General features: G+C 44.0%; 2 protein-coding genes. Both read left to right on the top strand.

Annotated elements, in window-relative coordinates; translation table 11 throughout:
* Positions 1-309: DUF2167 domain-containing protein (locus tag VN105_RS26515; RefSeq protein WP_325645931.1), on the top strand; the 309-nt coding region annotated here is incomplete at its 5' end.
* Positions 310-1,085: 776 nt separating this feature from the next.
* A partial coding sequence (locus VN105_RS26510) for a TonB-dependent receptor domain-containing protein (protein ID WP_325645929.1) occupies positions 1,086-3,468 on the top strand: 2,383 nt, incomplete at its 3' end.

Here is a 3,468-nt window from a genome sequence, read left to right as displayed (position 1 = left end):
AAGGTGACGGAACTGGAACAGATCAGGATGCAATTAGCAGTGATAGCCGCTGCCGCCCGTTTCACACCTGGAAACCGCTACGCCGATTATAATCCCCGTACAGATCAGTTTACCCGCTGGACACCTGCAGCGGCTTCTTTATCCGGTAAAATGCTATCGATTGATAAACTCTTATTGGGTTTAAAGAATACACTTTCCATGTTACTGGTGCTTTTATGTACGATGGTATTTGCGTATGGTATGAATTATTACCATCGCCGTAAGTCCGGTTACCGGAAAATTATCAGGGTTGATGAAAGGCTGAATTAAAGAAGAGATGATCCCGTTGAATATCTCCCCGAAAATAGGGCTTATCTTACAAAATCCCGGAAATCGAATGCTTATTTTACACAACCTGACAGGCCACTTTCTCTACCAGTGGTTTCCTGGCAGTACTTTCCTCATGTAGATTAGCCTCAACAGGCGATTTTATAACGGGAAGACCTGATCTCTGCAGTACTTTCCTCATTTACCTTAGTCTCAACAACCGATTTTATAGCGGGAACACCTGATCTCTGCAGTACTTTCCTCGTGTACCATTAGCCTCCCTTCCTTACATTACCGTTTCCCAGCCATTTTTCCATAGCATCGCTTCCATGCTTGTATAAACAGCTTTACCTGCCGATCTTTTCTACATATCGTTGATTTTCAGGTTTCTATTACAGGATCTTATTGTACCTGAGTAGCAGCTTCCCAGGCAAGGTCCTTTCCTCATGGGTCGTACTTTTGGGTTGCCGCCGTTTCCGGACAGGAACATTTGTCCTCCTATAATACCGGTCATCCGCCTTTAACACCACTATTTAAATAAGGCCCAGGCCCTGTGAAACATTCATTTCCCCCAGTCGTCTTTTAATCGTTCCATAGCTTTTTACCATTCGTCCCTATCTATAGACCGCTTGTGTAATGCTATGTACTGTGTAATACATAATACCTACTTTTGCATTGTAGTAGTTGATCTACTGTAGTAGTTTAACTACTGTAGTATATAAACCAAAGAACTAAAGAAATCTGAATCGTCAAACATTTACACTCTAAATCACCCATATATGAAAGCAAGTTTTAAAGCTATAACATTAACAATGAGTATGTTAGTTACTGCTTTGACCTCATTTGCACAAACAGCCCCGAAAGTAGCCGGACAAATAACCCAGCCTGGCAACAAACCTGTAGAGTTTGCTACTGTAACTTTATTAAAAGCAAAAGACTCCTCTTTAGTGAAAGGAGCGATCGCAGATATAGATGGGAAATATCAATTCGAACAGGTAAAACAGGGAAAATACCTCATTGCTGCAGTTTCAGTTGGCATGACCAAACGTTACAGCCCCGCCTTCGAAGTAGCCGCCAGCTCCGTAAAAGCGCCGGCTGTAACACTGGAAGCAGCATCTAAAACTTTAAAAGGTGTAGATGTAACCGCCCGTAAGCCTTTTATAGAGCAGAAAGCCGATAAAATGGTGGTGAATGTGGAAAACAGCATCACCGCTTCCGGCGGCTCTGCTATGGAAGTACTGGAAAAATCTCCCACAGTAACGGTAGACAAGGACGGGAATATTTCCATGAAAGGTAAAAGCGGGGTAATAATTATGATAGATGGCAAACCAACCAATATGAGTTCCCAGGACGTTGCCGAGCTGCTGAAAAGTATGCCAGCCACTAATGTAGACCAGATAGAGCTGATTGCGAATCCTTCCGCCAGGTATGATGCAGCCGGCAACGCAGGGATCATTAACCTTAAACTGAAAAAGAACACAAACTACGGTACCAATGGTAACGTAACCGTGGGCGCAGGCTATGGTACCTGGCCCCGCTGGAACGGCGCCCTGAACCTGAACCACCGCAATGAAAAGTTCAATATATATGGCTCAGGTAATTATAGTCACCGTGAACAACAGCAAGACCTGGGTCTGTTCCGCTCCCTTACTGAAAACAACCAGTATCGCGTATACGACCAGACAAATAATATGCACACAAAATCCAATTACAAAGCCGGTAAAATAGGAGCCGATTACTTCATCAGTAAAGGACATACCATAGGTGTGATGGCGGATTTATCCGGCGGCGACCGCAGCATTCCCAGCTTTGCAACTACCCGCATCGGTAATGGCAACCGGGTGGATTCCGTGCTGAAAACCCATACCAATGAAAACAGCAGTTGGAACCGTAATGCGTTTAACTTAAACTACCGCGGTATCCTGGACACAACCGGTAAGGAACTGAACATTGATGTGGATTATGCAAAGAACACACAAAAACAACTGGCCACTATATATGCCGTATCCCGCGATGGAGGAGAGAAGGGGATGCTGGGTAGCGACACATCCCGCAATAACCAGCCTTCCGGTATTGACATTAAAACGGCAAAAATCGATTATACGCATCCGCTGAAAAACCAGGCCAAATTTGAAGTGGGTGCAAAAGTGAGCTTTGTGAAAACAGATAATGATGCCCGTTTCGACTCGCTGAGAATGGGTAACTGGATGCTGGATGAAAACCGCTCTAACCACTTTATCTACCAGGAAAATGTGAATGCCGCATACATTAATTATAGCAGGCAGTTTAAAAAAGTGCATGTGCAGCTGGGATTACGTGGTGAACAAACGCATATCACCGGTACTTCTACTTCCATGAAAGATCAGCAGCAAACACAGGTAAAGAATGATTCAACTTATTTTAACCTGTTTCCGAGCATGGCACTAACCTATAAGCTGAATAAGGATAACACATTGGGATTGACTTACAGCCGCCGTATCCAGCGCCCGAGCTATGAAGATCTGAATCCTTTTGAATTTTACCTGGACAGGTATACCAAGGAATCCGGTAATCCTAACCTGAAGCCACAGTATTCCAACAACTTTGAAATCACCCATACTTTCAGGGATTTCCTGATCACCTCAATAGGATATACGCATACCAAAGACATGATGACGAGGATCCTGGAAGCGGATGTTGATAAGTCTACCGGTGATACGTCCATCCTGCGTTATAAGTACCTGAACGTTGCCAAATCAGATAACTTTAACCTGAACGTAACAGTACCCATGCCCATCACAAAATGGTGGATGAGCTTTACTACGTTTTCCGTTTCCTATGCAATGTTTGAAACAGTGGTAAATGATAACCAGGTAAAACTTTCTTCAGCCGGCTTCTTCGGACGTACCCAGCAAACATTCACGTTGAGCAAAGACCTTTCTGCCGAAGCTGTTTTCTTCTATGTATCCCCGCAGGTAACGGAAGAAGGACTGTTTAAAATGAAATCCATGTGTTCCCTTGACCTGGGTATATCAAAGAAAGTGCTGAAAGGAAAAGGATCCGTGAAGCTGAATGTGACAGATGTGCTTAAAACCAATTATTTCCGCGGCGACTTTGACAATGCGGGTAAGTATACTTCGGTTTCCAGCAAATGGGATGCACAGCAGTTCAGGGTAACCTTTA

Origin of the sequence: Chitinophaga sp. (assembly GCF_035564935.1) — a bacterium.
GTDB lineage: Bacteria > Bacteroidota > Bacteroidia > Chitinophagales > Chitinophagaceae > Chitinophaga.
This window is presented reverse-complemented; position numbering and strand designations above follow the sequence as displayed.